The sequence below is a fragment of the Leisingera sp. NJS201 genome, from assembly GCF_004535885.1.
In the GTDB taxonomy this organism is placed as follows: domain Bacteria; phylum Pseudomonadota; class Alphaproteobacteria; order Rhodobacterales; family Rhodobacteraceae; genus Leisingera.
The window spans coordinates 832,956-855,795 of the sequence record NZ_CP038234.1 but is presented as its reverse complement, the minus strand read 5'-3'; the positions used below and the strand labels follow the sequence as shown (position 1 = coordinate 855,795).

General features: G+C 63.1%; 22 protein-coding genes. 11 read left to right on the top strand and 11 right to left on the bottom strand.

The window, feature by feature from the left end; translation table 11 throughout:
* Positions 1–2: 2 nt before the first annotated feature.
* The 4 genes from ETW23_RS04185 to ETW23_RS04170 all read right to left on the bottom strand — a co-directional run bounded on the left by ETW23_RS04185 (position 3) and on the right by ETW23_RS04170 (position 4,570).
* Entirely contained in the window at positions 3–1,253 is a 1,251-nt protein-coding gene (locus tag ETW23_RS04185) for a DUF874 domain-containing protein (RefSeq protein WP_134829230.1), read from the bottom strand.
* Between the two features lie 131 nt (positions 1,254–1,384).
* Positions 1,385–2,239, bottom strand: a complete 855-nt coding sequence (locus ETW23_RS04180; protein ID WP_348773157.1) for a CpsD/CapB family tyrosine-protein kinase — start codon at positions 2,237–2,239, stop codon at positions 1,385–1,387.
* Between the two features lie 150 nt (positions 2,240–2,389).
* Positions 2,390–3,085 carry a sugar transferase gene (locus ETW23_RS04175; protein WP_134829228.1) on the bottom strand — a complete coding sequence of 232 codons (696 nt, stop codon included), beginning with the start codon at positions 3,083–3,085 and terminating at the stop codon, positions 2,390–2,392.
* A gap of 468 nt (positions 3,086–3,553) precedes the next feature.
* Complete coding sequence (locus ETW23_RS04170) at positions 3,554–4,570, bottom strand: AraC family transcriptional regulator ligand-binding domain-containing protein (RefSeq protein ID WP_134829227.1); 1,017 nt, start codon at positions 4,568–4,570, stop codon at positions 3,554–3,556.
* A gap of 350 nt (positions 4,571–4,920) precedes the next feature.
* On the opposite strand from ETW23_RS04170, the gene ETW23_RS04165 reads away from it, so the two are divergent.
* Positions 4,921–5,763 (top strand): 2-dehydro-3-deoxygalactonokinase, encoded by an 843-nt coding sequence (locus tag ETW23_RS04165; protein ID WP_134829226.1) that lies wholly within the window; start codon positions 4,921–4,923, stop codon positions 5,761–5,763.
* A gap of 249 nt (positions 5,764–6,012) precedes the next feature.
* Here the strand turns inward: ETW23_RS04165 and ETW23_RS04160 are convergent, their stop codons facing one another.
* Both ETW23_RS04160 and ETW23_RS04155 read right to left on the bottom strand, forming a co-directional pair.
* Positions 6,013–6,813: a TIGR03084 family metal-binding protein gene (locus ETW23_RS04160; protein WP_134829225.1), complete on the bottom strand. Its 801-nt coding sequence runs from the start codon at positions 6,811–6,813 to the stop codon at positions 6,013–6,015.
* A 91-nt stretch (positions 6,814–6,904) separates the two neighbouring features.
* Positions 6,905–7,804 carry a hypothetical protein gene (locus ETW23_RS04155; protein WP_254695140.1) on the bottom strand — a complete coding sequence of 300 codons (900 nt, stop codon included), beginning with the start codon at positions 7,802–7,804 and terminating at the stop codon, positions 6,905–6,907.
* Positions 7,805–8,278: 474 nt separating this feature from the next.
* Here ETW23_RS04155 and ETW23_RS25030 point away from each other — a divergent pair, with 474 nt between their 5' ends.
* A complete protein-coding gene (locus ETW23_RS25030) occupies positions 8,279–9,613 on the top strand; it encodes a hypothetical protein (RefSeq protein WP_167738075.1) in 1,335 nt (444 codons plus the stop codon).
* A gap of 68 nt (positions 9,614–9,681) precedes the next feature.
* On the opposite strand, the gene ETW23_RS04145 is transcribed toward ETW23_RS25030, so the two are convergent.
* Positions 9,682–10,800, bottom strand: a complete 1,119-nt coding sequence (locus tag ETW23_RS04145) for a class I SAM-dependent RNA methyltransferase (RefSeq protein ID WP_134829223.1) — start codon at positions 10,798–10,800, stop codon at positions 9,682–9,684.
* Between the two features lie 276 nt (positions 10,801–11,076).
* On the opposite strand from ETW23_RS04145, the gene ETW23_RS04140 reads away from it, so the two are divergent.
* The 9 genes from ETW23_RS04140 (at position 11,077) to ETW23_RS04100 (ending at position 19,630) form a co-directional block, all read left to right on the top strand.
* On the top strand, positions 11,077–12,810 hold the full coding sequence (locus ETW23_RS04140) for an ABC transporter substrate-binding protein (protein WP_129371816.1): 1,734 nt from the start codon (positions 11,077–11,079) through the stop codon (positions 12,808–12,810).
* A gap of 167 nt (positions 12,811–12,977) precedes the next feature.
* The gene (locus ETW23_RS04135; RefSeq protein ID WP_129371817.1) at positions 12,978–14,054 is read left to right on the top strand and encodes an ABC transporter ATP-binding protein; all 1,077 of its coding nucleotides are present in this window, start codon (positions 12,978–12,980) and stop codon (positions 14,052–14,054) included.
* 7 nt (positions 14,055–14,061) lie between these two features.
* A complete protein-coding gene (locus tag ETW23_RS04130) occupies positions 14,062–15,156 on the top strand; it encodes an ABC transporter ATP-binding protein (protein WP_134829222.1) in 1,095 nt (364 codons plus the stop codon).
* The gene (locus tag ETW23_RS04125; protein WP_129371819.1) at positions 15,156–16,019 is read left to right on the top strand and encodes a carbohydrate ABC transporter permease; all 864 of its coding nucleotides are present in this window, start codon (positions 15,156–15,158) and stop codon (positions 16,017–16,019) included. Before ETW23_RS04130 ends, ETW23_RS04125 begins: the two co-directional genes overlap by 1 nt.
* Before the next feature lie 11 nt (positions 16,020–16,030).
* Positions 16,031–16,828, top strand: coding sequence for a carbohydrate ABC transporter permease (locus ETW23_RS04120; protein WP_129371820.1), 798 nt, complete (start codon positions 16,031–16,033; stop codon positions 16,826–16,828).
* Positions 16,828–17,106, top strand: a complete 279-nt coding sequence (locus tag ETW23_RS04115) for a DUF2160 domain-containing protein (RefSeq protein ID WP_027259960.1) — start codon at positions 16,828–16,830, stop codon at positions 17,104–17,106. The genes ETW23_RS04120 and ETW23_RS04115 overlap by 1 nt, the downstream gene beginning before the upstream one ends.
* 323 nt (positions 17,107–17,429) lie before the next feature.
* Positions 17,430–17,846 carry a BlaI/MecI/CopY family transcriptional regulator gene (locus ETW23_RS04110; RefSeq protein WP_237456562.1) on the top strand — a complete coding sequence of 139 codons (417 nt, stop codon included), beginning with the start codon at positions 17,430–17,432 and terminating at the stop codon, positions 17,844–17,846.
* Entirely contained in the window at positions 17,836–18,978 is a 1,143-nt protein-coding gene (locus tag ETW23_RS04105) for a M56 family metallopeptidase (RefSeq protein WP_134829221.1), read from the top strand. The genes ETW23_RS04110 and ETW23_RS04105 overlap by 11 nt, the downstream gene beginning before the upstream one ends.
* Before the next feature lie 403 nt (positions 18,979–19,381).
* The gene (locus ETW23_RS04100; protein WP_129371822.1) at positions 19,382–19,630 is read left to right on the top strand and encodes an EF-hand domain-containing protein; all 249 of its coding nucleotides are present in this window, start codon (positions 19,382–19,384) and stop codon (positions 19,628–19,630) included.
* Between the two features lie 117 nt (positions 19,631–19,747).
* Here ETW23_RS04100 and ETW23_RS04095 read toward each other — a convergent pair whose 3' ends face one another.
* From ETW23_RS04095 to ETW23_RS04080, 4 genes are read right to left on the bottom strand one after another with little or no spacing between them, the layout of a single operon-like run.
* Positions 19,748–19,972, bottom strand: coding sequence for an NnrT protein (locus ETW23_RS04095; protein WP_134829220.1), 225 nt, complete (start codon positions 19,970–19,972; stop codon positions 19,748–19,750).
* Positions 19,969–20,160: a hypothetical protein gene (locus ETW23_RS04090; RefSeq protein WP_134829219.1), complete on the bottom strand. Its 192-nt coding sequence runs from the start codon at positions 20,158–20,160 to the stop codon at positions 19,969–19,971. Before ETW23_RS04090 ends, ETW23_RS04095 begins: the two co-directional genes overlap by 4 nt.
* A gap of 1 nt (position 20,161) precedes the next feature.
* Positions 20,162–22,039: a nitric oxide reductase activation protein NorD gene (locus tag ETW23_RS04085; RefSeq protein WP_134829218.1), complete on the bottom strand. Its 1,878-nt coding sequence runs from the start codon at positions 22,037–22,039 to the stop codon at positions 20,162–20,164.
* A gap of 4 nt (positions 22,040–22,043) precedes the next feature.
* Positions 22,044–22,838 (bottom strand): CbbQ/NirQ/NorQ/GpvN family protein, encoded by a 795-nt coding sequence (locus ETW23_RS04080; RefSeq protein WP_134829217.1) that lies wholly within the window; start codon positions 22,836–22,838, stop codon positions 22,044–22,046.
* Between the last annotated feature and the right edge of the window lie 2 nt (positions 22,839–22,840).

Below are 22,840 nucleotides of genomic sequence, written 5' to 3'. Positions count from 1 at the left end.
CCTCAGGCCCCGCGCCTGAACAGTCTGGACAGCCCGCGCTGGGGCCGCCGGGCGTCCATAACCGGGATTGAGACCACCGGCATCAGGCCGGTTTCCCGCTCCATCTGCGCGGCAGTGCGCAAAACCGGGTGGCGCAGCTCTTGCAGGAAGGCCGCCAGAAGCGCCGCGATAACACTGGCCGCGGCGCCCAGCAGGGCCTTGGTCTTGCGGGCGCCGGTTACAGGAAAGTCCGGCAGCGGTGCGGGTTCGATCACTGTCAGCCGCTCGGCCTGACGGCCGGTTTCCAGGCGAAACCCGACCTCGGCCTCGTTGCGGCGGGCGGTCATTTGCGACAATTCCCCCTGCGCCTGCTCCAGGCGGCGGTCATAAGCGCCCAGCCGGCGTTCAACCTCGGGCGTGGTCTGCAAGGAGGCCTCAAGCCCGGTCTTGCGCTGGGACAAGAGCTGCTCCTGGGCGTCCAGCGTGGCCAATTGCTGGTCCGCCTCCGCCAGCAACCGGCGGGCCGTGGCCGGGCGTTCCGTGGCCTGGGCCTGATCGGCTGCGCGGCGGATTTCGATGCGTTCGCGGGCGATCTCCAGCAGCCCCTCGTTCATGGTGGCGATTTCGGCGCGGCGGAATTCGATGGTGCCGGGCAAGGTCACGTCGTTTTCATTCCGGTAGGCCGCGATTTCGTCTTCCAGAGCCGCAACCTGATCCGCAAGTGCGGCCTCCTTTTCGGCAAAGAAGCTGAGGGTCTCGCGGGCCTGGTCAATGCGGGTGGCGACGCTGAGTTCGATGGTGCGGCGGCCGAACTCGCTGGCGACTTGCTGCGCCTGCACGGCGGTGGGCATCCGGGCGGTGATGGTCAGCACCGAAATAGTGCCGTCATCGGCAAAGCCTTCACGCGCGGCGGCGACACCGGTGATGCGGACCGAGTCCCGCAGCAGCGCCACCTTCTGCAAGGGGGTCAGCGCAGCCATGTTCGCGTACAGGCCGAATTTTTCGATGATTTCCAGCACCGTGCCGCGCGCCATCAGACGTTGTTCAATCAGCTGCATCCGGCGGGCAGAGGAGCCTTCGACCGTTGACTTGGCCAATTCACCGGCGATCTGCGGCTGGGTGATTTGCAACACTTCAGCAGTTTCAAATTCATGTTGCTGCCGGGCGGCAAACCAAAGCGACAGCAGGCAGCCCAGAATGAAGACGCAAGCGATGGTGAACAGCCTGCGCCGCACCATGTCCAGGAAATCGCCAAGCGTGTATATCGGCCCCATCTGTCTGCTCTCTTGCGGCTGATGCGTGCCAGCCGGTTGCCATCCATGCCTTCAGACGGCCCGCCGGCCGCCATTACCCGGATTTTGACCACAGCAACCGGGCAAAACTATGACCCCCGGCTGCGTGGCCGTCAATTCAGCGGGCTGTCCGCCTTGCGGGCCCGGTTCAAAACAACGCCCAGCATTTGCGTATGGCCCGCCAGCATCTTCTCGCAGGCGGCCAATTGGGCTGCAGTGGTGCGGGTGCCGTCCGCAATCAGCAGCACCCCGTCCACCTGCGGCAGGAAGGCGGCGGTGTCGTCATGCTCCAGCACCGGCGGCAGGTCGAACAGAGCGGTATCGGCGCCCAACCGCAGCATCATGTCGTCCAGCACCCCGGCACAGCTGCGGCCATGCAGGATTTCGGCGGCGTCCTGATCCACGGCACCGTTCAGACCAACGGCCAGCGAGGGCAGCGGGCGCAGCAGCTGATCCTCCATTTGAACGCGGCCGGACAAAAAGCCCGCCAGTTCCCCAGGTGCTGTCATTCCCAAGGCCCGCGCGGCACCGGGGCGGCGGAAGTTCATATCCATCAGCACCGTGCGGCTGTCCGGCACCCGAGCCAGGCTCAGCGCCAGGTTCACAGCCGTAAAGGTGGTGCCGCAGCCGGCGGCGGGCGCCGTCAGGGCAACCCGTTTCCAGCCGCGGGCCTTCAGCGTGTGCAACAGCCGGGTGCGCAGCAGGTCAAACGACTTGGCGGAAGGATCTGCGCGGAACCGGCTGACCAGAGGCAGCCGCGCCTGCGCCTGTGCTGCGGCGTCGAATGGCACCTGGCGGATCCTGTCCCAGGGTTCTGGCAGGGTCGCGGGCAATTGCGCAGGCGGCGCAGCAGCAGTGGCAGCGAGAGGCGCTGATGAAGGCTGGCTGCCGCCAACGTCAGCGGCAAAAGGCATGGCACCCGCCGGAGCGCCGCGGCGGCGGAACCGTTTGAAGCCCTGCTCGCTCATGCCGTTTTGTTCTCCCTCCTGCGGGCTGCCTGCCGGACTGGCAGCACATTCCCCTGATCGTGCAAAATGCTTCACAACCGCGTTCCCCGCAATGGCTGACCGGGCTGCAGCGGGCACTCGGACTGAGGCCTGCAGCGGATCAGACAATAATTAATATCCCGTCCCTTTCAGCACCACGCCGGCGGTCCGCCAGATCAGCCCCAGATCCCGGCTCAGCGACAGGCTGCGCCGGTATTCGAAATCCGCATGCATGCGGCTGGCAAAGCCGGCCTCATTGCGGACCGAAACCTGCCAGATGCCGGTGATACCCGGGCGCAGCTCGTTATAGGCGCCGGCATCGCCATACAGCGGCAGCTGCTCCGGCATCATCGGGCGCGGGCCGACCAGGCTCATATCGCCGGTCGCCACGTTCCACAGCTGCGGCAGCTCGTCCAGCGAGGTCGCACGCAGAAAGCGGCCAACCTCTGTGATACGCGGATCGTTCTTCAGCTTTTGAGTGTCGTCCCATTCCCGCCGCAGCGCCGGGTCGGTCTCAAGATAATACTGCAGCAGGTGGTCCGCGTCGCGCACCATGGTGCGCAGCTTCAAGATGCGGAAGACCCGCCCGCCGCGGCCCAGACGGGCCTGCGTGTAAAACGGCCGACCGCCCTCCAGCCAAAGCGCTGCCGCACACAGCGCAATCAGCGGCAGCACCAGCGGCAGGCTTAGAATCACCAGCAGCAGATCCAGCCCCCGCTTGCCTGCTACGGCATAGGCACCGCGTGACCCCTGCCTGGGCCGTCGCGATTGCGCGATGCCCTTCAAAGCCGCATTTATGTTGGCTGCTTGCATCTGTTGCGCGGCCATTGCTGGCCGCTGCCGTTCGATTTCAGCCCGCATAAAAGACAGCCCCGCCCTCCGGGAACCATGTCTTTCATTCGAAAACCCCCGCTCTCCAGCCTTAAATCCTGCTGGACCGCCGCCTCAATAGACGGCCGTTCAAACTCAACCCTGCATTCCGCAAGTCTTTGACAGCGAAATGCCATTACTGATTTTCAGATTCAGAACCGGCCACGCCCCCACGCGCCCGCATCTATTTTGGAAACCGCCCAATTCCCCGGCGGCAGTTCAGTGCTGCGCCTTTCTGCAGCCCGTCTTATTTAAAGCAAATTTTAGAAATTCCGCACAAAATGTGAAAACAGGCCGGAAAAAACCCGGAAACCCCATTTGAATACAGATTGCCCGGAGACAATTCGGACCTATTGCAAGCCATTGTTTACGCGGGAGCGCGATGCCTGTTCTGGACTGCGGGGATCTGCGGAGCCTCGGGCCGGTTTATTTACCCCGGAACTGCCCCGGGCTTTGGCCTGTCCAGCGCCGGAACGCATCGCTGAAACTATTCAGCCCGGAGTAGCCCAGGAGAAAGGCGATTTCGGCCAGGGCCAGGCCGCTTTCGCGCAGATAGCGAATTGCCAGCGCCTTGCGCAGTTCCTCAAGAATGGTGAAATAGCTGGTCCCCGTTTGCGCCAGTTTGCGCGACAGGGTCCGCGGGCTCATCCCCAGGTCCGCCGCCACAGTGCCAAGCGTGGCCGATCCGCTGGACAGCCGCGCAGAAACCGCGTCTTCGACCTGTGCTGCAAGACCTGTATTTTTGCGGCCCCGAGCCTGGCCCTCCAGAAGCTGATCCCCATAAGACCGCAGCACGCGCAGCAGAACACCGTCGGCACTGATCAGCGGCAGCTCCAGATCTTCCGGCCTGAAGACAAACCGGCTGACCGGGGCGCCGAATTCCACCGGGCAGCCGTAGAATGCCGAGACTTCATCCCTTCCGCCGCTGCGCTGATGGCTGAAGGCTGCCTTTTGCGGTTCAATCCGGGATTCAGTTCCATCACGAAGGGCGGCAAAGAACACCGCTGCCAGAAATTCAATGTACTGATGCGCGTGCAAACCGGGCTCCGCTCTGCACGTCCAGGTGAACTCGCCGTGCGAGGCAAGCCGGGAGGTCTCCAATTCCCAGACCTCGCTCATGACGCCGGCATAACGCGCGATGTTGCGCAAGAAACAGCCTGCAGACGGCGAACTCCGCGCGATGTAGCCCAATAGCCCAGCCTGCCGCAAATCCGTTGCACAGCCGAGATGGAAGCCGAATAACGGGTCGCCGGTCAGTTCCGCCGCGTGTTCAAAGAAGCCCGCGATTGCCGAAAACGGTGCTGCGGGGTCTTCCTTGCTCAGCAGTGCCTGGCCGAAACCTGTTCCCGTAAATACTGCCGCAGGTGTATAGTCGCGGGCCAGAAGATGGCGCGCGGCCAACTGGGCAAAAATCGCATTATGCGGTGCCGGAGTGCCGGGCATATTTGCAGTACCTCCTGTCACTGTTACGCGTGCGCCGCCTTGTTCCGGCGCGGCACAAGCCACCGGGCTGCAGGTTCCCGTATTCCGCGCCGCCGTCCCTGGCGGGACCGATGGGCCGAAGGGCCGCCGATGCCTGAACTCTAATGGATTTTGGGGACCGGGCGCAGAGCTGGATAGGCTGTCTTTTGCACAAATCCTGCGCGCGTTAGCCCATGACGCGCATACGTTCGGACAGTACCTTCGCCATACGGGTATTCAGCCCCATACCGGCGGGCGGGGCGCCCGCTTGCCGGAGCAGAGAATCAGCGCCATAAGCCCGGTAACGCAATGGCAAAGGAAGTGAGGGCATCATGCAGTCTCCCCGCAACGGCACCGGCTGGCTGGCCGCAAATCTGGACGGAGACACGCTTTCAGCCTGGGAAATGGCTGGCAGCACGGCGGGGCCGGCACAAATGCTGCGCCTGCAGGACAGCCGTCCGCCCGCGCTGGCGGCAGCGTTGCGGCAGGTGCTGGGCGGCGCGCCGCGCCCGGTGCTGCTGGGCGGCACTGCTCTGGCGCCGCCGCATCCGGTTCCGGTGCAGCCGGCCAAGCTGCCCGTGGCAAAAACGGTGTTGGACGGCATGCCGGTTCATGTCCTGCCAGGGCTGAGCCAGACCGCACCCTGCGGGTTGATGCAGGGCGCCGCGGCTGCGGTCAGCGGCTTTTTGCAGCTGAACCCGGATTGGGACGGGGTGATCTGCCTGCCGGGCATTGTGACCCATTGGGTGCAGATCAGCGCCCGCGAAGCTGTCAGTTTTCAAAGCGCTTTGACCGCCCAGCTGGCACAGGTTGCGATACAGGGCATGGCGCTGGAGGCGGCAGGAACCTGGGACAAGGCAGTATTGGCAGAGGCGGTGACAGACGGCATTGCCAAACCCGAGCAGCTGGCAGCGCGGCTGGCTTCGGTTCAGGCCGCCGCGGCGCTGGGGCAACTGCCTGAAGAAGCTGCGCGGGCGCAGATTTGGGGCCATCTTCTGGGCGCCGAACTGGCAGCCGCCCGGCCTTACTGGCTGGGTCAGAACCTGGCCTTGATCGCCGATCCAACTCTGCAGGCTTGCTATGCCGCGGCATTGGACGCCCAAGCGCTGCCGGTCACCTTGGCGGATCCTGGCCGCATGACACTGCAAGGGCTGATTGGCGCCTGGCCAGGTTAGGTGTACCGCCTGCCAGCCTTCGCTGCCGCGGCAACCGGCGTCCAAGACTGTTTCATGAGGGCAGCAAACCCGGAAGTTCCAAGACAAACCGAAGCTCTCCCGCGCCTGCAGGTGTCCCGGCTGTGCCGGGGCCCCTTGGCAGCCTTGGGCGTGGCGCCGCACAAAGTGCGGCGCCACGCCCAACGGGCACAGGATTTCCGTCAGGAAGGCCGAAGCCGGGCGGGAGCGCTCCGCGGATGCCGGGACTATTCAAGCTTCTGTCTTGTAACGAATTCCCTTGCCGGGCGGAGTTTCCGGCGGGCCTGCAAAACACTGGGCGATGTTCATCCAGCTGGCGGCAGTTTCGCCTGACAACTGCAGCCCGCTGTCTGCAATGCTGCGCACCTGCGTGACCACCTGGGCAAATTCCACCGCCGAACCTTTGACAAATTCCCTGTCCTGCGGCGCGTTCCAGTCCCAGACTGCTCCGGACGGCCCGGTCAGCTGCACATAAGGCGCAGGCTCCGGCACCGCCAGCCCGCGGTTGCGGAAACTCCAGCCGTAGGTCGCCACGCCCAGATGCGCGATGTTGCGGATGCGGTCCTGCTCTTGCCGCTCCAGCCCCAAGAGATCGAACACCTCCTGGCCATGCGCCCAGGTCTCCATCTGCCGGGCAGTGACCGAACTGAGCGCGCTCATGTCCGGCCCGATCCATTTCAACCGCTGTTTTGGATTCGCCTTGGCAAAGGCATCGGCGCAGGACTCCGCCCCAAGCCGCCAAGCTTCAAACAGCGCCCGGCCTGACAGGCCGTTCAACCAGGGGAATTGACAGTCCAGGATGGGCTGGCCCGCCTGCATGTGCCGCAGCACCGGGGCGATGAAGGCGGCAAATGCCTCGTCTCCTTGCAACGCCGCCTCCGCTGCGGCGTTGAACAGGTGCAGATGCCCCAGCACATGATCAATGGTCCAACCCTTGAACTGGGTTGCGCGGCGGAACTCCGCCTCTGGCAGATCCTCCAGAAAGGCCGCCAAGGCGCGGCTTTCGGCACGGAAATCTTCGGCCTGCTGCATATCTGTTCCCCGGTTGTGTACGGCCGCAGACTAGCGGCCGGGCCACCAGGCCAGAACCCTGGACCGCACGTCACAAACGGAAGAAAGGCGTTCAGACCCCGGACATTGACTGGAACGCGCGCCCGGCAGCCTCGAAGTTGCGGCAAAGCGGCGCGGTCAGCTTGGACTGCGCGGCATAGTAGGCACCAGTGCGGCACAGCTGCGCGGCAAACTCCGGGTGCACCCCGGCATCATCGTACTTGCGCACCCGCTCCTGGCTGAGCCAGCCGCGGCTCTTGACCTCTTTCTGGATCAGCTCCAGCCGCTGGATGCAATGCAAGGCGGTATAGGCCGAGAGATACTCAAGATAAGCGCCGATCTCATGGCCGCAGCCAGGGTCAAAAGTCTCGATCATCACATCGGCCATTTGATCGGGAGCGATGGGCCAGGTCTCATCGCCGATCAGCCAAGCGAAATCCTCGGCCCCGTGGCGCAGGCCCGCATACTCGAAATCAAACCAGCGCACGAACCCGTCTTCCCCGATCGCGGCGTTGCCTGCGCGGCAGTCCCACTTCAGAAACTGAACTCCGGGCTGTTCCATGAATTCGGCGACTGCCGGATAGTCGAATGAATCGGGGATGCCCATGGAAAAGGCTTCAAGAGCCCCGACCGAGCTGACAAAATTGCGGATCCAGCTGCGGTTGGCACCAAGATGCGGCAGGACGCTGTGCAGTTCGGTTTTGCGGGCTGCTGCCTGGATCCGGAAGATTGCGGCGCAGGCCTCTGCCGCCAGTTCCAGCTGGTCGCCCGGCGCATGTTCGATAATTTCTTCGCTGAGCCGGACCTGACCGGTGTCTGATTGAAACAGCACATCATTGTGAACGCCCAGCACCCGCGGAATGTCATCGCAATGGGGCGCCAGCTGCTCAAGCACAAAGGCCTCCAGATGGGTGCGGCGGAAGTTGGCACGCAGGGTGGCGATGACGGTGCGGTCCTTGAAATGCAGCCGCAAGGAGGACCGCGACTTCCCGCCCGGTGCCGAGATTTCCCGCGGCTCTTCGCCCAGAACCTCCCAGGCCGCCCCGCAATATATGCTGAGCGTTCGTCAAATCTGCCATCAGCCATTCCCGGTCCCCATTCCAAGCCAGCCGCCCGAAACCGGTGCGGATTCCCATTTGTGAGTTAACACCCTGGCAGTAAAAGGCGGCGCTTTTCGGGACAGATTTGGGCAATTCCCGCGCTCCACTGGCTGATTCGGACGGCAGCAACCGGGACGCACGGGTCAATTGGAGGCTTTAATAAAACAATGACGCCCCCATCAGTCCATTTGTTTCCGCACCCGGCCTCCTTAGTTGAAATTTTGACTAAAATGCGGTGGAAGTTTGGCCCCTCCGGCCGGTTTTCCTACTCTCATGCAATTCGCGTTTGCGGCTGGCGGAAAGCTGCAGCGCCACTGTGATTCAAGATTTTTCTGGGGTAGAAAAACATGGGCCGGGGACATTTTTCATATGGCTGGGGGCGCGGGAATGCGTCCTGGGGCGGCAAGCAGGCTTGCGGCGGCAACAGTTATTACAACGGCGGCGTGCAAGGCGGGCATTTCGGCCGCTGGTACGACAGCAACCTGTCTGACCGCTATGGCTGGAAGGGCAAGGGCAGCAAAACCTGGTGGCAAGACAAGGACCAGGACGGAACCGGTGGCACCAAGGGATCCGGTGGGACAAAGGGGTCTGGCGGCACAAAGGGATCTGGCGGCTCCTATGGGTCTGGCGGCACCAAAGGGTCCGGCGGCACCAAGGGCTCCGGTGGCACAAAAGGATCGGGCGGCACAAAAGGCTGTGGTGGTTCCAAAGGCTGGGGCGGCAAGGGCCATCACGGCAAGAAGCATTGGTGGCACCGCGAAGAAGACGATTGGAACAGCAATGGAAGCGGAGGATCGGGCGGCACCGGAGGTTCCGGTGGATCAGGCGGCACGCATGGGTGCGGCTCCGGCACCAAGGGTACGGGCACAGGTGGTTCGGGCACGGGTGGTTCGGGTACGGGCGGTTCGGGTACGGGCGGCACCAAAGGGAGCGGCGGGACTAAGGGAACAGGCGGAACCAAGGGCACCGGAGACGGCGGTGGCAATGGCGGCGGCGATACCGGCAAAACCTCGGTCACATTTGAGATCGGCGGCAATGGCGACCCCAGCGTCTCGGTCGAGGTGCTGCAGACTCCGCAGGGGCAGCTGTTCATCAAGATGGAGCCGACCTCCTGGGATGGCGAGGTTGCCGATATCGACGGGTTGTTCTTCAACATGGCGGATGACGCCAGCGTCGACGGTTTGAACTTCTTTCCGGATGAGAACGCGCTGCCGGTCACCGGTCATGCGGCCAGCGCCAATGCGGTCAATGCGCTGGACACCGGCACCACCGTGCCCGGCAATTTTGACGGCATGGTGCAATTCGGCCAGGCGCCGGACAGCACCGATGGCACCGTCACCAATGCCAACTTCACCCTGTGGTCCGATGCCGGGCTGACGCTGGACGATATCGACCTTAGCAGCATGTCGCTGGTGGTCAGCAACCCGGACGGCTCGCAGCACGTTCTGGAGGGCGGCTATGATCCGGCAGCTGCTGCCAGCAGCGGTGCGTCTTATGCCAATGGCGGGGTGACCGGCGACGGGCTGAGCAACTGGTATGACGCCAATCTGGGCGGCCAGTTCCAGGGCGGAAGCGAACCCGGCACCGAGGATATCATGGCGCTGATGAACCAGCCGGTGGGCGGCACCATGCCCGGCAGCGGAACCGAGGGCGGGGCCGAAGATATGTATGAGTTCGCCTGACGGCCTGACCTGTTCCACACATCCAGCAGGAGGGCGCAACAGAGCGCCCTCTTGACGTTAAAGCCCTGTCAGGGCAGCGGACCCGTCTTGAACAGGCGGATTTTCAATCCGCCATGCGCCACAGGGGCACCAAAGGGCAGGAACGGCAGGTTTGCAGCCTTTGCCAGCCCGGTTTCCGAGGTGACAATGCCGACGCGCCAGCCGGAGAACCGTTCCTTGAGTACCTGCCCCAATGCCCCATAAAGGGCAAAGAGCAGCTTTTTGTTGCCGATCCGGGCACCATAAGGCGGGTTGACGATGACCAGGCCCGGCGGGCCGTCCGGGCGCTGCAGGTCACTGACTGCGGCTTGGGCAAAACGGGTGCAATCCGCCACGCTGGCGCGGTCCGCATTGGCTGCGGCCATCTCAACTGCGCCTTCGTTGCGGTCGGAGCCGTGGAACAGCAGATCTGTTTCGCGGGCCTCACCTTGCTTTTTCAGCGCAGCCCAGGCCGCCGCATCAAAGGTGGCCAGCTGTTCAAACGCAAAGCTGCGGCTGCGGCCGGGCAACAGGTGTTTGGCGATCTCGGCCGCCTCAATCACAAAGGTGCCGGAACCGCACATCGGGTCCACCACAGGTTCATTTCCGTCAAATCCGCATTCCCGCAGGAACATCGCGGCGAGATTCTCGCGCATCGGCGCCTTGCCGACAGCGGATTTGTGGCCGCGCTTGTGCAGCCCCTCGCCCGAGGTATCGACGCTGAAGACGCAAAGGTTGTCCTCGATCCGCAGCTTCACTGTCAGTTCCGCATCCTTGGTGACCGGCGCGCCGAGAGTCTCGGCAATGGCCTTTTCCACCCGCTGGGCGGCGGCGCCGGCGTGGTAGATCTTGGACTTTTTGTTGGTGGACACCTCCACCTTGACCGGTACATCCGGGCGCAGCACGTCGCCCCAGGGAAACTTGCGCGACCGTTTGTCGAGCTGGGCCAAGTGGAAGGCGCGGAATTCACCGATCCGGGCCAGCACCCGCGCGGCGCCGCGCACCGCCAGGTTGGCGCGCCAGACATCCGCCCAGCCGCCCTGCACCGTGACCCCGCCCGGCACTGCCTTGGGCGCGGCAAATCCCAGCTCCTTGGCCTCGGCCAGCAGCGCCTGTTCCAGTCCCGGCGGTGCGGTCAGGAAGATCTCAAATGTGCTTTCTTGCGTCATGCCGCCTCCTTAGCTGCAAAGCCTGCGCACGGCGACTGTTTTTTCCGCAACCGCATAAGCGGAAAGTACCGTCGCGTCACAACCGCTGATGCTGCAATGCGGCATTCTTTTTACCATCTTTCCCGACCGGAGGTGGTTAAAAATTCCCTGTAAAAACTGATGCATACGCATTACTAAAAAATTAGTTTGACAAGATATTCCAACCTATGAAAGCTCTATAGCAGTCAGGTGCAGATCACGCACAACTGGCCTTAAGCGACTTTCAGGGAGGAAAAGATGCGTAAGTATCTTTTGTCCGCAGCCGCCGTTTGCGCGATGGTTGCCGGATCAAATGGCTATGCCGACGAAATGGCAGCCAAAAAATGGATTGATGAAGAATTCCAGCCGTCGGTGCTGACCAAGGATGAACAGCTGTCTGAGATGCAGTGGTTCATTCAGGCGGCCCAGCCGTTCAGCGGCATGGAAATCAACGTGCTGTCGGAAGGTATTCCGACGCATTCCTACGAATCCGAAGTGCTGACCAAAGCCTTTGAGGAAATCACCGGCATCAAGGTGAACCACCAGATCCTGGGTGAAGGCGAGGTCGTTCAGGCCGTGCAGACCCAGATGCAGACCAAGCGGAATCTCTATGACGCCTATGTCAATGACTCCGACCTGATCGGCACCCACTCGCGTCTGCAGCTGGCCTATAACCTGACCGACATGATGGCAGGCGACTTCAAGGACGTGACCAACCCGGATCTGGACCTGGATGACTTCATGGGCACCCAGTTCACCACTGGCCCGGACGGCGATCTGTACCAGATGCCCGACCAGCAGTTTGCGAACCTCTACTGGTTCCGCAAGGACTGGTTCGACCGCGAAGACCTGCAGGCGGCCTTCAAGGAAAAATACGGCTATGATCTGGGTGTGCCGGTCAATTGGTCGGCCTATGAGGACATCGCCGAGTTTTTCAGCGATCATGTCAAGGAAATCGACGGCACCGCGATCTATGGCCACATGGATTACGGCAAACGCGCGCCGGACCTTGGCTGGCGGATGACCGATGCCTGGCTGTCGATGGCTGGTGCAGGATCGAAGGGTGAGCCGAACGGCGTGCCGATCGACGAATGGGGCATCCGTATGGATGAAGGCACCTGCAACCCGCAGGGTGCCAGCGTCACCCGCGGCGGTGCTGCCAACGGCCCGGCGGCTGTCTATGCAATCCGCAAATGGGACGAATGGCTGCGCAAATACGCGCCTCCCGGTGCGGCGTCTTATGACTTCTACCAGTCGCTGCCGGCACTGGCACAGGGCAACGTTGCGCAGCAGATCTTCTGGTACACCGCATTCACCGCCGACATGGTGAAGCCGCAGTCCGAAGGCAACAACACTGTCGACGCCGAGGGCACGCCGCTGTGGCGGATGGCGCCCAGCCCGCATGGCCCCTATTGGGAAGAAGGCCAGAAGGTCGGTTATCAGGACGTGGGTTCCTGGACCTTCCTGAAGTCCACCCCGGTGGACCGTGCGCAGGCGGCCTGGCTTTATGCCCAGTTCGTGGTGTCGAAAACCGTGGACGTGAAGAAATCGCATGTGGGTCTGACCTTCATCCGCGACAGTTCGATCAACCACGAAAGCTTCACCGAGCGTGCCCCCAAGCTGGGCGGCCTGGTTGAGTTCTACCGCTCGCCCGACCGTGTTGCATGGTCGCCGACCGGCGTGAACGTGCCTGACTATCCGAAGCTGGCCCAAATCTGGTGGCAGCAGATCGGTGACGTCAACTCTGGCGCCTTCACCCCGCAGGAAGCGATGAACCGTCTGGCCGAGGAAATGGACATCACCATGGCCCGGATGCAGCGTGCGGACGAGCAGGCCAGCGTCTATGGCGGCTGCGGCCCGCGCCTGAACGAAGAGAAAGACGCGGAGTGGTGGTATGCCAATGGCGGCGCCAAGCCGCCGCTGGAGAACGAGAAACCCGCAGGCCAGACCGTCAACTATGACGAGCTGGTGGCCCGCTGGGCGACTGAGTAAAGCTCTCCTCCCGGTCCGGCCAGGCTCCCCATCGCCCGGCCGGGCTGAACCCAGGCCCCGGAGACACTTTCCCGTCTTCCGGGGCCTTCTTCCCCAAAAGACTGCGCGCCCCTGCCCCCATTCGCACCTGGGCGCAAACAGGCCGCCTGCCAGAAAGTCAAAGCAAGATGGCACTCGAACTTAAGGGTGTGACCAAGCGCGTCGGCGCGATCCAGCACATCAAGGACACCTCATTGGTGCTGGAACCCGGTCATTTTAACGTTCTCCTCGGCGCCACCGGCTCCGGTAAGACCTCACTGATCAAACTGATGGCGGGCCTCGATCCGATGGCCAGCGGACAGGTGATAATGGACGGCGAGGATGTCAGCCGTCTTAGCACCCAGAAACGCAACATCAGCCTGGTGCATCAGTTTTTCATCAACTACCCGCATATGACGGTGTATGAAAACATCGCCTCACCGCTGAAAGTGGCCGGGATGGCCAAGTCGGAAGTTGCCGGCCGGGTTGAGGAAGCCGCAGACATTCTGCAGCTGAAGCCGATGCTGCACCGCCGCCCGCATGAGCTGTCGGGCGGCCAGCAGCAGCGTTGCGCGCTGGCCCGCGCGATTGCCAAGGAAAGCCGCGCGGTGTTCCTCGATGAGCCGCTGGCCAACCTCGATTACAAGCTGCGCGAGGAGCTGCGCGACCAGCTGCCCGAGCTGTTTGCAGGCCGCGGTGCCGTGGTGGTCTATGCGACCTCGGAACCCGAAGAGGCGCTGCTTTTGGGCGGCAAGACCGCGCTGATGCGTGACGGCCGCGTCACCCAGTTCGGCCCCACCGCCGAGATCTACCGCAACCCCGGCAATGTCGATGCGGCGCGGGTGTTCTCCGACCCGCCGATCAACACCGCCGAGATCATCAAGCAGGGCAGCACGGCCCGCCTTGGCGCAGGCGTCACCTGGGAGCTGAGCGGTGATGCTGCGAACCTCAACGATGGCACCTATACCATCGCAATCCGCCCGCACCACGTGCTGCCCGTCGCCAAAAACGGCGCTCAGGTGCGGCTGTCAGGCCAGGTTCAGGTGACCGAGCTTTCCGGCTCTGAAAGCTCTGCCCATTTCGACATGGGTTCCGGCCCAGCTGCCGGCAGCTGGGTATCGCTGGCCCACGGCGTTCACCCCTACCGCGTGGGTGAGTTGCACGATTTTTACATGGACCCCGCGCAGGCCTACTTCTTTGCCCCTGACGGCAGCCGCGCGGCGTGAGGCATCAATGGCTAAAATAACACTCTCAAAACTGCGCCACAGCTATCTTTCAACGCCAAAGACCGACTCGGACTACGCGCTGAAGGAAATCGATCTGGATTGGAACGATGGCGGCGCCTATGCGCTGCTGGGTCCGTCGGGCTGCGGCAAATCCACCTTGCTCAACATCATCTCAGGCCTGCTGGTGCCCTCCGAGGGCCAGATCCTGTTTGACGGCAACGACGTGACCGCGCTGCCGCCGGACCAGCGCAACATCGCCCAGGTGTTCCAGTTCCCGGTGATCTACGACACCATGACGGTCTACGACAACCTGGCCTTCCCGCTGCGCAACCGCGGCCGGGATGAGGCCACCGTGCACCAGCGTGTAATGGCAATTGCCGAAATGCTGGAAGTCACCGAGATGCTGGAGCAAAAAGCAGCCGGCCTGTCGCCCGATAACAAGCAGAAGATCTCCATGGGCCGCGGGCTGGTACGCGAGGATGTCAACGTGGTGATGTTCGACGAACCGCTCACCGTCATTGACCCGCATCTGAAGTGGAAGCTGCGCTCCAAGCTGAAGGAGCTGCACCAGCGGGTTAAGGCGACGATGATCTACGTCACCCACGACCAGACCGAGGCGCTGACTTTTGCCGATCAGGTGGTGGTGATGCAACTGGGTGAAGTGGTGCAGATCGGCACCCCCGTCGAGCTGTTCGAACGCCCTGCCCATACATTCGTGGGCCATTTCATCGGCTCGCCGGGGATGAACATCCTGCCCTGCGAGCTGCAGAATGGCGCTGCGATGTTTGCCGGCAAGGCCGTTGCGCTGGAAGGCCCCGTTCAGGGCGCTGCGCAAGGCCGGACTGAAATCGGCATCCGTCCGGAGTTTGTCGCGCTGGCGGACCATGGCCTGCCCGCCACGGTCACCAAGGTTTCCGACGTGGGCCGCCATACGGTGGTGGAATGCGAGGCCGGCGGCCAGCGCGTCAATGCCGTTGTCGAAGCCAACGCCCCGGCCAAGGGCAGCGCCGTGCACCTTGCCTTCCGCCAGGACATGACCCGGCTTTACGTGGATGGCTGGCTTGCCACCTCCCCCGCTGCAGACGAACAAGGAGCAGCCTGATGAAAACCGAAAACCAGAAAGCCTGGTTCTTTGTGCTGCCGGTGCTGCTGCTGGTCGCCTTTAACGCACTGATCCCGATGATGACGGTGGTCAACTATTCGGTGCAGGAAACCTTTGGCGACAACGTGTTCTTCTGGCAGGGGCTGGACTGGTTCCAGCAGATCCTGCGGTCGGACCGCTTCCATGCAGCGCTTGGCCGCCAGTTCATGTTCACCTTCCTGATCCTGATCATCGAGGTGCCGCTGGGCATCGCCATTGCCCTGTCGATGCCGCGCAGCGGCTTCTGGGTGCCCGTGTGCCTGGTGCTGATGGCGCTGCCGATGCTGATCCCGTGGAACGTGGTTGGCGCAATGTGGAACATCTTTACCCTGCCCGACATCGGCCTGCTGGGGTATTTCCTGAACCACACGCTGGGCATCAACTATGACATGACACAAGATCCCATTGCGGCCTGGGTCACCATCGTCACCATGGATGTCTGGCACTGGACCTCGCTGGTGGTGCTGCTGTCCTACGCGGGCCTGGTCTCGATCCCCGACGCCTATTACCAGGCGGCCAAGATCGACGGTGCCTCCAACTGGGCGGTGTTCCGGTTCATCCAGCTGCCGAAGATGAAGACGGTCCTGACCATCGCCATCCTGTTGCGCTTCATGGACAGTTTCAACATCTACACCGAGCCGTTCGTGCTCACTGGTGGCGGCCCCGGCAACTCCACCACGCTGTTGTCCATCGATCTGGTGAAAATTGCACTTGGCCAGTTTGATCTCGGCCCCGCAGCCGCCATGTCGCTCATCTATTTCGCAATCACGCTCCTGGTCTCCTGGCTGTTCTACACGCTGATGACCAAGGACGATCTGAACTAAAGGAGGGGAACATGCAGAAACGATCCATCGTCCCCATTATCTATATCCTGTTCCTCATGCTGCCGATCTATTGGCTGGTAGCGATGAGCTTCAAGACCACTAACGAAATCCTGTCGGGCTTCTCGCTGTTCCCGCAGACCTTCACGCTGGAGAATTACGCGACCATCTTCACCGATCCCAGCTGGTACTGGGGCTATATCAACTCGATCCTTTACGTCACGATCAACACAGGCATCTCGATCGCCGTGGCGCTGCCGGCAGCCTATGCGTTCAGCCGCTACCGGTTTTTAGGCGACAAGCAGCTGTTCTTCTGGCTCTTGACCAACCGGATGGCACCGGCGGCGGTGTTTGCCCTGCCGTTCTTCCAGCTCTACTCCGCGGTGGAGCTGTTCGATACCCACCTGGCGGTGGCGCTGGCACACTGCCTGTTCAACATCCCGCTGGCGGTCTGGATCCTTGAGGGCTTCATGGGCGGCATTCCGAAAGAACTGGACGAAACCGCCTTTGTCGACGGCTATTCCTTCCCGCGCTTCTTTGCGACGATCTTTATCCCGTCGATCAAGGCGGGCGTAGGTGTGGCAGCGTTCTTTTGCTTTATGTTCTCCTGGGTGGAACTGCTGCTGGCCAAAACGCTTACCGCTGTCGCCGCCAAGCCGATTGCCGCCACCATGACCAAAACCGCGTCCTCCGCGGGCTATGAACTGGGCCTGCTGGCGGCTGCGGGAACTCTGACAATCATTCCGGGCGCCATCGTGATCTGGTTTGTCCGCAACTACATCGCGAAGGGTTTCGCGATGGGGAGGGTGTAATGTTTTCATGGATGGCCTGGACCTGGCCCACTGCCCTGCTGTTCATCGGCATCTTCAGCGCCATCGGCGTGCTGATCGCGGTGGAAATCCGCCACCCCGGCGGCGCGGCCCGCAAGGGTGTGCTCGGCCTTACCACCACCCGCGGCGACCGGCTGTTCATCAGCTTGCTTGGCACCTCCTATATATTCCTGGCATGGCTGGGCCTGGTGGGAATGCCGCTCTGGTGGCCCTTGGGACTGGCAATCGCCTGGGGCGTCTTCTGCTTCTGGAAGGTCTGACTGCCCAGCGGGTCAATTCCGGTACTGCCCCTGCGGGTCAAGGGGGCCAAAGGCCCCGCCGCAGGCGGCTTGCCCTTGACGCGCGAAACCAAACACAATCGGGACAGGCCTTGAAGGCAAACCTGCCCTTCAAGGCCTTCTCAGCCAAAACACCAGCGGACACGCCAAGCCCCGCCCCAAGGCCGGCGCGTCACGTCTCAACACTCAGAATAAGAGCGCGCGGAAGCGCACAAATTGACACCTTCGGCCCCAGCCGCCTCACGCCTCCTAAAAAAATAGTTTTCACCAGCCTCCCCTTCCCCTAGCATGACTGGAACCATCAAATGAGCCGGACAGCCGAGGCAATGCGCAAGAAACACGACAATTCCCTGCTCACCGAAGTGGAGCTGGAATTCATGACCGCCGTCTGGGACATGGGCGGCGGCACCGTGCGCGATATCCTGGCCAAGCTGAACCAGGTACAGGAACGCGCCTATACCTCGGTGGCCACGGTTCTTAAAATCATGGAGCAAAAGGGCTTCCTGACCAGCGAGCGCAAGGACCGCTCTTTGGTTTACCGCCCCGTCGTTCCCAAGGCAGAGTATCAGAAAACATCTCTGAAAAACCTTTCGAGCAAGCTTTTCAACGGCGCGCCCGCCGCCCTGGTGGCGCGGCTGGTCGATGATGAGGATGTGACCGACGAGATGCTCGAGGAGATGCGGGCGCTCTTGGAGGAAAGGCTGGGGGACAATGCCAACTGATGCTCTGCTGAATGCCTATTTTGACCTGAATATCCTGCTGCTGGCAGGGGTTGCGTTGTGGCTCTTAGCCCGCAAGCTGCTGGCGCGCAGCAAACTTGGCCGCGCTTACCGGCCGCAATTGCGGTTGCTGAACGGGATGACGGTGCTGCTGGCGGCGACGCCAGTGCTGATCATTGCCTTCACGCATTTCGTCACCCCCCATCCGCCGAATTTCTCCGACATGCTGGTCTCGCAATACTTGCAGGGCAATGTCAGCATGAGCGCAGGCACGTTTGAGACGCTTCTGGGCTTGCGTGAGGATGCCATGCGCGGCCTCACCAGCCTGCAGCCGTTTTGGGCCCAGGCCCTGTCCGCCGCGTTTGCCGCCGGAGCGCTGTTCTGTCTCGCCCATGTGGCTGTTTCCATCTTCCGCCTGCGCCAGAACCTGGGCTGCGCATTTGTCTGGAAACGGATCGGCCGGGTGCAGCTGATGGTCTCTGACACCGTCCGTGTTGCCTATTCCACCCGCGGGCTGTTTTGCCGCTATGTGGTGCTTCCTTCGGCTCTGCTGAGCGATCCGCGCGATCTGCGCCTGACCGTTGCGCATGAGCTGCAGCACTTCCGCCAGCGGGATATCGAATGTGAATTCCTGCTGGAGATGCTGCGCCCGCTGCTGTTCTGGAATCCGGCGTTTTATCTGTGGCGGCACGAGGTGCGGCTGCTGCGCGAGTTTGCCTGCGATCAGGCGCTGATGGCGCGGCCCCGGTTTGAAGTTCGTGCTTATTGCGAGTGCCTGATCCGCGCCTGCGCCCATGCCGCCCGCGGCCCGGCCCTGTTTACCCGCCGCAGCCCGGCGGTGGCCCTGGTCGACCGCCGCGAAACCCGCCGCGGCGCCTCGCTGCAACGCCGTATCATTGCGGTTACTGCCGCTCAGCCGCAGGGGCAAAACTCGCTGGGCTGGGGCCTGGTGTACCTGACCATGGCCGGGGCGGTGCTGGCCACGGCCATGCTGCTGCAGCGGCCCAGCGACTGGAGCCATGACCGCATCATGCTGTCGACCATCGTCAACCTGGAACGCATGGCCAGCCGTAACACGTCACCTGCACTTGCCGTCAGCGCGCTGAACGGCGGTTTTGCTGTCCCCGCCCAGTAGGCAGCCGGTTTCAGGTACCGGCCGGTACAGTCGCCCAGTTTTTCTGAAATGCACCGCCTGATCGGCCATTAGTGACCGGCAACGGCTGCTTGGCGCCCCCGTCTCCCGGACAGGGCACGGCAGTTCCCCGCTCTTGGATTTCAAGACGCGAACAGGTATCGCAGCCGGCACAGGCAGATTTCTGCAGGACCGGCTGCGGCGCTTGAGCGGAGAAAGGACCAGGAAGAATCCAGGGCGGCAAAGCGCCTAGGAGACAGGCCGGTTCTGGCAGTCCGGCGCCGGAAATTGCGCCTATGGCTCAAGGGGATAGAACCTGGCTCTGCGGCAGCCTAGCTCTATGCCACGGCACACGGAACACCGTGGCCGCTGGTAACGAGCCAAACAAATAAATGGAGTGTCTCACATGAAAAAATTCGCACTGACCGCCGCCGCCTTTGCTGTTCTGACCGCTGCGCCGCTGGCCGCAATGGAATCCATCACCGAGGCCGACGTGGACGGTAACGGCACCTATTCGCTGGAAGAGCTGCAGGTGGCCTTTCCTGATCTGACTGCAGAAACCTTTGCCACCATTGACGCCAATGCCGATGGCGAGGCTGACCTGGCCGAGGTGAAGGCAGCGGCGGATGCCGGCCTGCTGGCAGCGGCCGGCTGAACCCGCGGCAAGGCGGCTCTCCCCCGAAACCGGGCCGCCTTGCCACTTCGTGTCTCCCCCACTGTTAAATGGTGCCACGGCCCGCGTTGCGGGCCTTTTTACGTGTGATGATGCTGCTTAGCCTTTGTCTGCCTGTTGCATCAGCCGGGCGATGTGACGGGCGAAGATAAATGTGGCGGGCAGGCCCAGAAGCAGACCCCAGGCGACCGATTCATAGGGGGTCAGCACCCGCCAACCGATCCAGCTGCCAATCAGCGAGGCAAAGAAGATATTGACCGCGGCAGCCCCCGCCCCGAACGGGTAGAGCGCCGCCAGCAGCCGCCAGGAGGGCTGCGGTGTCATCGCCGGCTCACCAGGTACTGGACAAACCCCAGGCTGATGATCAGCGCGATGGAGCCCACCAGGAACCAGAACTCCGCGGTTTCGGTCTGCGGCTGCGGGATCGGGCGCTCGAATGCGGCGGCAAAGGCGCTGGAGGGGGCCAGCAAGGGCAGGCAGAGGGAAAGAGTAGGGGCGAGGATGCGTTTCATCTCAGTGCTCCATGGTCAGGGATTGATAGATTTCCGGCAAGGCGCGCGGCAGCCGGGCCGGGTCGGGCAAGAGAGTAAAGCCGGCACGGCCAAAGATGCGGGCAAACCAGTCCTGCCCGTCAGCGTCGATCACCACGCCATGCACCGACTGGCCCAGGGCGCGGGCCTCGCGCACCGCCATTCGGCTGTCCTCAATGCCGTGCACGCCTTCGTAATGGTCCAGATCATTGGGCTTGCCGTCCGTGATGACCAGCAGCAGGCGGCGCTCGGCGCCTTCTGCTGACAGCTGGGCCGAGGCATGGCGGATCGCGGCGCCAAGCCGGGTGTAGTGGCCGGGTTTGAAGCCGCCGATGCGGGCGGTGACCGCCTCGGACATCCCGTCCTCGAACCCTTTGGCGCGGGTCAGGAACACCCGGTCGCGGCGCAGGGAGGAAAACCCCCAAATGCCCAGCCGGTCCCCCGCGGTGGCAATGCCGCCTGCCAGCGCCGCAAGCGACTCGCGCGCGGTCTCAATCACCGGGCGGTCGCCGACCGTGGCCTCGGTGGATCGCGAGCAGTCCATCAGCACTGCCACGCTCAGGTCGCGGGCCATCGGGCGGCTGGCTTGCCAGACCCGGTCGCTGCCCTGCTGGCCGCAGGCAAGGTCAACGTGGGACTTCACCACCGCTTCCAGATCCAGCTCATCGCCGTCCAGCTGCCGCGGCAGCATCACCCGGCGCGGGTGCAGCGGTGCGAACTGGCGGCGCACCCGGGCAACCAGCCTGGGGTCGGGCAGAAAGCTGTCGGCGGGCTTGCCCTCGGCCTCCAGCACACGGGTGTGATCAGGCATGTGCTTGCCCAGGCGGTGGTTCCATTCGGGATAGGTGAACTGCCCCGCCAGCCGTTCATGTTCGGCGTCCTGCGGCGACAGGTCCAGCGAGATCCGAAGGCGCGAGGCAGCCCGCTTCATATGCTGCGAGAGGGTGAGATTGTCCTGATCCTCTGCCGCTTTCTGGGCGTTCTCGTTGTCGTCGTCATCCACCATCCGGTTGATATTCAGGCTTTCAGCCCAGGACAGGATGGATTCAAACCGGTGGACGATGAAACTGTCCTTGCGGGTGGTCTGGTCCTGATCCTGCCGCTTGGCCGTTTTGCGGGTGGAGACGGCGAGGCCGGGGGTTTTCATCTCTTCCGCCTCAGGCGCTGCCCCCCTGCCCGCCTGCGGAACTGGCAGGCGCAGCCAGAAAGGCACCGGCTGATAGGTCCGGTAGCCGCGCGGTTCGGTGCAGGTGCAGGGTTCGGCGATCCGGCAGTCGGAACCGATCTGATCCAGCACCATCCGTTCAATCCGCGCCTCGGACCGCGGCAGGCCGCTGCGCTTCCGGGTCTCGGCCATATGGGCGCAGAACGCCCCATAGGCAGACCGCAGCCCCGGACAGGCGGCAAACACCCGATCGGCTGCGCGGGCATTGGCCGCGATCTCCAGCTGGTCGGCCTGATAGCGGTCCTCGTTGCGTTCCGGCAGGTCTATCGTGGCGGCCATCGCCGCCAGCCACAGATAGGCCTTGCGGTTCAGCGCCCTGCTGGGAAAGGCAGCCATTTCCGGCGGCAGGCGCAAGCGCTCGCCGTCGAAGCTGGCCATATGCGCCATCTCCCGCGGGGTGCCGATGCGGCGCAGCCGGTCCGGACGGTGGTCCGACAGAACCGAGGGCGCCGGTTGGATTTCCACGCCCCCGGCCCCGCCCAGCGCCCGGAACAGCGCTGCCAGGCTGGCGCGCATGTCCTCAAACCGGACGGTGTGTTCCGCTTCGTCCCCGGCGGCGCCGATCCGTGTGGCCATGCCATGCCACAGGTTGCCAACCGTTTCTTCGGGTTCCAGAAGGTCGAGAGCGTGGATCATGGCATCACCCGTAGACGCTGGCGGCAAGGTCGCGCAGCGCTTGGCTCACGTCAGCCTCGTCGCTGAGGGGTTCGATGATGGCGGCCTCTACCGCGCGCTCCACGCTCATGCCTTTGGCAATCAGCGTCGCGGCATAGATCAAGAGGCGGGTGGAAACCCCCTCCTCCAGGTCCATGCCCGACAGCTTGCGGATATGGCCCGCCAACCGCACCAGTGCGGCAGAGCGGTCCGCGTCCAGCCCGCTTTCAGACGCGACCACGGCGGTTTCGGCAGTGGCTTTGGGGAAATCAAAGCTGATCGACAGGAACCGCTGCCGGGTCGAAGGTTTCAGCTTTTTCAGGATGTTCTGGTAGCCGGGGTTGTAGCTGGCGACCAGCATAAAGGGTTTTGGGGCTGACAGTTCTTCGCCCGTGCGGTCGATCACCAGGCGGCGGCGGTCGTCGGTCAAAGGGTGCAGCACCACGGCCACGTCTTTGCGCGCCTCAACCACTTCATCCAGGTAGCAGATACCGCCCTCGCGCACGGCGCGGGTCAACGGCCCGTCGACCCAGACGGTTTCGCCGCCCTTCAGCAGGTAGCGCCCGATCAGGTCAGCGGCGGACAGGTCATCGTGGCAGGCAACGGTGTGCAGCGGCAGGCCCAGACGGGCTGCCATATGTTCCACAAACCGCGTCTTGCCGCAGCCGGTCGGCCCCTTCAGAAGAAGGGGCAGACCGTTGGCTTGGGCCATCTCGAAGACGGTGCATTCATCGCCTGCGGGACGGTAGAAGGGCACGGAAGGCATGTTCATCGCATTCATGG